This window comes from Protofrankia sp. Cr1 (assembly GCF_963555865.1).
Lineage (GTDB): Bacteria > Actinomycetota > Actinomycetes > Frankiales > Frankiaceae > Protofrankia.
The window spans coordinates 7273-12641 of record NZ_CAUVXO010000130.1 but is presented as its reverse complement, the minus strand read 5'-3'; the positions used below and the strand labels follow the sequence as shown (position 1 = coordinate 12641).

Here is a 5369-nt window from a genome sequence, read left to right as displayed (position 1 = left end):
TGCTCACTCGCTGCTCACTCGTCCCCCACCATCGTCGCCAGCCATCGTCCCCGACCACGTCGTCCCGATCGTAGTGACGATTATGTTCCGTTCTGTCCGCCGACGTGGGTAACCCGCCGCTTGGCCGCGGCGGCCAGCCATCGGGACCCGGCCACGGGCTCGTTGGAACTCTGCTTCGGTGGGCGTCAAGGCCGGCGGTCCTGCCGTCCGTGGTGGACGGGACTGCGACGGATCTGTCGCCGTCATCCTGGACCAGGTATCATGTGGCAAGATCCCTGTCCGACAAAACACCGGCTGGATGCAACGGAGGTGTGCGTTGGCTGTCACGCCTCCCGTCAACGCTGTCACACATCTCGTCAGTGTTGAGGGAATCGGTGATGTCGGGGTCGATGACATTGCCGCCGATTTTCTGAACCGCGCCGGGCCGATGTCGCCGATGAAGCTCCAGAAGCTGGTGTACTACGCTCAGGCATGGCATCTGGTCCGCTACAGGCACCCACTTTTCCCGAATGGTATCGAGGCGTGGCGGCAGGGCCCGGTCGTGCGTCATCTGTATGACCAGCATCGTCGGCAGTATCTGGTGCGTTCCTGGCCGTCCGGCAGCGCAGGTCGGGTTATTGGTCGGGCCGCGGAGACGGTTTCCTGGGTGGTGCAGCGGTACGCCGGTTTCGCTGCTCGTGAACTGTCCGAGCTGACGCACGCCGACCTCCCCTGGCGTCAGACCCGCGCCGGGTTGGACGAGTCGGCGCGTTCCAGCCGATCGATTTGCCCCGAGTTGATGCGGGAGTACTACGGGCGCCATCACATGACCGTGGCGGACGCGGTGGCCGACGTCGTGGCCAGCACCCGGCTGGAGGGTGTGGAACTCCCCGGGGATGTGCTGGCTGAACTAGTCGAGGTGGCCAACGGCCGGCGGTCGGCCGATGATGCGGTGGCGGCGCTGATTGCGTCGCGCCGTGGACGACGCTGACCCGTACTGCTGGCCCGGTTCTCCCTGCCTGCGTAATCTTCTCGATATCCGGGACGCGGACGAACTTGCCGCGGTCGAAGCGGAAATCGTCGCCATACGTGATGTGGAGCTGCGTCGTGCAATATTGCCGGGGCTTTACGATTTCGACCATCTTCGGCAGTTCCACCGCGTCCTGTTCAGCGACGTCTATCCGTGGGCCGGCGAGATTCGCGTGGTCGATATCGGACGGCCCATTCTCTTTGCGCACTGGCGGTTCGTCGCGGACGCTGCGGACGACGTCTTCGCCAGACTGGCCGCGGACGCATATCTTGTCGGCTTATCGCACGGCCGGATGGTCGAGTGCGTTGCGAGATATCTCGGCGAGGTGAATGCGTTGCACCCCTTCCGAGAGGGCAACGGCCGTGCGCAGCGTGCCTTCTTCCGTCAACTCGCAGCCGCGGCCGGGTGGCGTCTGCGCTGGGACCAGGTGAGCCGGGACGAGAACGACCGCGCCTCGGCCCGGAGCCTGGTAGGTGACGACGCGGCCCTGGAAATCCTGATCGGCCGGATCCTCGAACCGCTCGGATGAAAGCTGTTTTCCATACTCAGTGGACTGCATCAATCCACCTCATGCCAGCCCCTGAATGAACACCGTACTAATGGAAAAATCGGCTACTGGACTAGAAGAAGGGTATCGCCGCAGGTCAGCGGTGATATGGGAGTCCAGTTACCAAGATCCCCCTATTGTCGGTCGCTCTTAGTAGCCGCCGCTTCCAGGTGGGTGGCCCGCCCGGGACGGGGATGGCAGGTCCGGTCGGTCATGCCTGTCGTGACCCGACCGCCGCTACTCCTCCCGCGGTCCACTGGGGAAGGGCGCCGGCATCTGACGGCCTCGTCCGGCGGGTTCCGAGCCCGACTTTCTCCGGCTGGGAGAGGGGAAGGAAGGAGGTACAGTGGGTTTCAACCGCCCTATGTCGGTTGCGCCGATATTGGCCAGCAGAACCTCCCGGGCGGTGGCTTCGTCAAGTCCCCACAGGTCAATCCCGACGATCGTGTTCAGCAGGCTGGGGAGGGGCGTTTCCTCGACCCGGACCGGGATGGTCCGACGTGTGGCCCGGCTTTGATCGCCACGCCAGGCAGCCTGCCATTCGGCTCGCTCGAACTGGGATCTGACGAATGCCCGGGAAACGATGGCCAAGATGCGGCGTGACGAGCTGAAAGCATGCTCGATATCTATGATCCAATTGCTTCCGGGGATGACATCCCAGGCTTGAATACGAACTCGATAGCCTACGTTCTCGAGCTGGAACGCTACCCATTCCGCCCAGTCTCTGTCTTTTTCGGCATAGCTTATGAAAAAATCTTCCGTGAACTCCTCCGGAATCGTCCGAATCTTACGTTCGAACCGCAGAAGGAGCTTGCGGCGCTCGGTCTCATCCAGTGGGACCTGCCGAGTGATTTTTTGCTTTGTAAGATAGCCGGTGAGCTGCTCGCTGGCTGCAAGAATTGTTCCGCTGCTGTTGGGGCGGTCGCCGATCGTGGCGAGCCACTCTTCATACGCGTAGAAAGGCGTATATGGGACCTCGACTTCTCCCCAGTGTTGGTCACGTGCGTTTCCGTCAAGGCCCTTCAAGAGGTAATCAAGGCGGATTCTTGCCAGGTCCCGACTCGCCTCCAGCTTCACTCTTTCACTGTCTTCGACGCGCATCGGGACCGGCCAGATTGTAATGTCTCGCTCGCCACGCTGCCTTCTTACGGACTCCGCCACCGCCGCAGTTCCAACGATACTCTGTGTGCTGAAGGTGAAGCAGGCGACAAGAACGTCGGGTAGTTGGACCGTGCAGATGCCGGCGGTGTCGCTGAGACCGGTCCGACTGTCGATGAGGACATAGTCGAACTGGGCGGTCATGCTCTGCTTCATTGCCTCGACAAATGCGCCGCCACCGAGCTTGTCGTAGAAGTTGGACCAGTCGAAAGAATTGACCTTGGCGCCGTACGCGTCGTCCTGGCGTCCCGCCGACAGGAGCGAGAGGACACCGCCGCGCTCGAAGTCCCATCGCAGGGAAACGGTATGGTTGAGCACATCGGCGTAGGGCTCGTGCCAGCCGGGCGACGGGTCGCCCTGCGTGTCAAGGGTGGCCAGCGCATAGTCCCAGACCATGTCCATCACACCCGTCGAACCAGCCAGCTCGGGGTCGACGAGGAATGGATGGAAGTACCGGTGCAGGCCGGGGGCCTCAAGATCCCAGTCCACGACAAGCACCCTGCAGCCGTTGCTTGCAAGGATCCAGGCGATGTTCGCCAGCGCCATCGTCCGACCGGACCCACCCTTGTACGAGTAGAATGTGATGATCACACCTGGCTGGCGATCGGCGGTCATGAGCCCACCATAGAGCCGTTGAGCTGTGGTCGTGGGACGTATTGATCGGTCGCCGCCGTTCGGCTCGAATCGGCCTCGCCCAACAGCAGCTTCTGCAGGTAGACGAGGACCTCTACCAGAATGCGGCGAAACTCCTCCGGACTGTGTATCCTGGCGTGGAAGCTCTGGTCCGGTCTCCTGGTCTTCTTGGGAAAGACCGTTTTCGGTTCGGGGACGCCGACGGCTGACTGCGTGTCGGTAACGTTCCAGTTAATCATGACCGCGCTGTTGGGGTCGAAACGGTTGTCATAGGTGCGAAGGGCTCCCGCGCGGTCTGGTAGATCCGTGACACGCGGGTCCACCAGCAACACCACCAGTTCATTCTCCCGGTCCGCGTCATCAAGGCGTTCAACGAGATGACCGTCCAGTTTTTCCGGGTAGGGTGTCATCTTCTGATCGATTGCAACGGCGGCAGCGAGGCGGACCAGTGGTTCGGCGTCGTGCGGAAGAAAGGGCGACCAGTCCGTCGGACGGGTTCCGTAGTAGGGGTCGGGGTCGGATTTCCGGGCCAGTTCAGTGGCGGTTCCCGATGCGACGACGAAATGTACATGGTGAGGTCCGGTCGTGTTGTCGGAATCCCCTGTACCACCCGGTGCGCTCGGTGAAGCCGGCATCTTCGCGAAGGCGTTCCTCGTTGTCTCCAGTTCTGGTGGCGGGGCTGCCGGGGCCAGCGTGTACTCGTCTGTGTTCTTTTTTATCTCCAGGACGATTGCGCTCAGGATCTGGTCGTAGCCGAGCGCCAGGGAAGGGTCCTTCTTGTTCTTCACGATCTTCATGAGGCCGAGTTTCTTGTACTCGATGCCGTACTCGGTGAATTCGCGGTATTGGACTGCACCCGCGACCTCGGGTAAGCGCAGGTCGCTCGGGGGCTCCCAGAGAATCGGAGGTTCCCAGAGAAGTGGGAATATGAGCGGTGGGGTTTTGCCGTTTACGGCCTTCGCCGCGTCCAGCCGGTCGGAGAACGCCTGCCACTCCCGGCCGCAGAACTCGCTGTTGAAGTAGCGTGGCGAGTACAGCGGCACGAAGGCCTGGCAGTGGGCGAGTTCGTCGGCGATCGTGTCCGCCCAGCGAGTACCGGATCGCATGTCCACGTCCTGAAAGCCGATGACGCTGGGGTCCAGGGTCGTTTTCCGGGTGAGCTCGTCACAGAGATCGAGGTAGAAGTCGCGCACCCAGCCCCCCACTCCGTCAGTATGGGCGTAGCTGAGGAAGAACATGCTCACAGACACGCTCCGTTAAAACCGTTACGCTGAGTTGATGACGCCGGCCGTAGCCTGTACACGTCACCTGCGTAGGCATTCGGCTGCGGGCAGCATACTGGGCCGGATTTCGGCGGATCGGTGGGGCAGGTGCGGATCAGCTGCGGATCAAGCCTGGATCAGGCAGGGCCGTGACGGACGGTCACGGTCTGCCGTGGCCGTAGAGTGGGCCGGGTGCAGGAGACGTCGTCCACGGACGGGGATGGGACTACCGAGGCGGCGGGTGGGCGGCCCGGGGCGCCACTAGCTGCTGTTCGGTCGCGCAAAGCGGTGGCCACGCTGCTCGGCACCGGTTTCGCGGTCGTCACCGTCGACGTGATCACGAAGATCATTGTGGTGGCGCACCTGTCCGACCGGGCGCCGATCGATCTGGTGCCGGGCGTGCTCGATCTCCGCCTCACGCGCAATCCCGGTGCCGCCTTCAGCCTCGCCGGTGGCGCGACGGTCTTGTTCAGCCTGGTGGCCGTCGCGGTTGTCGCGGTCATCGCGCGGACCGCCCGGACCTTGAAGTCCACGCCGTGGGCGATCGTTCTCGGGCTGCTGCTCGGTGGTGCGCTTGGCAACCTCACGGACCGGATCTTCCGCGCGCCCGCTCCGTTGCGCGGGCATGTCGTCGACTGGATCCACCTGCACCACTGGCCGGTTTTCAACGTCGCGGACTCGGCGATCGTGATCGGCGGAATCCTCGCGGTCATCCTGGGAGCACGCGGTATCGGCCTGGACGGGCAGCGCGCGACGGACG

5 protein-coding genes are annotated in these 5369 nt (G+C 63.0%); 3 read left to right on the top strand and 2 right to left on the bottom strand.

Translation table 11 applies throughout. From position 1 onward, the window contains the following. The first annotated feature begins 316 nt into the window (after window positions 1-316). Window positions 317-970: a Panacea domain-containing protein gene (locus tag U9980_RS12710; RefSeq protein ID WP_322768089.1), complete on the top strand. Its 654-nt coding sequence runs from the start codon at window positions 317-319 to the stop codon at window positions 968-970. Next, window positions 957-1538 (top strand): Fic/DOC family protein, encoded by a 582-nt coding sequence (locus U9980_RS12705; protein ID WP_322768088.1) that lies wholly within the window; start codon window positions 957-959, stop codon window positions 1536-1538. The genes U9980_RS12710 and U9980_RS12705 overlap by 14 nt, the downstream gene beginning before the upstream one ends. 255 nt (window positions 1539-1793) lie before the next feature. Here the strand turns inward: U9980_RS12705 and U9980_RS12700 are convergent, their stop codons facing one another. Continuing rightward, on the bottom strand, window positions 1794-3329 hold the full coding sequence (locus U9980_RS12700; protein ID WP_322768087.1) for a KGGVGR-motif variant AAA ATPase: 1536 nt from the start codon (window positions 3327-3329) through the stop codon (window positions 1794-1796). After that, entirely contained in the window at window positions 3326-4585 is a 1260-nt protein-coding gene (locus U9980_RS12695; RefSeq protein ID WP_322768092.1) for a TIR-like protein FxsC, read from the bottom strand. Before U9980_RS12695 ends, U9980_RS12700 begins: the two co-directional genes overlap by 4 nt. Before the next feature lie 216 nt (window positions 4586-4801). Between U9980_RS12695 and lspA the strand changes: the two genes are divergently transcribed. Further along, a partial coding sequence (gene lspA, locus U9980_RS12690; RefSeq protein ID WP_416210258.1) for a signal peptidase II occupies window positions 4802-5369 on the top strand: 568 nt, incomplete at its 3' end.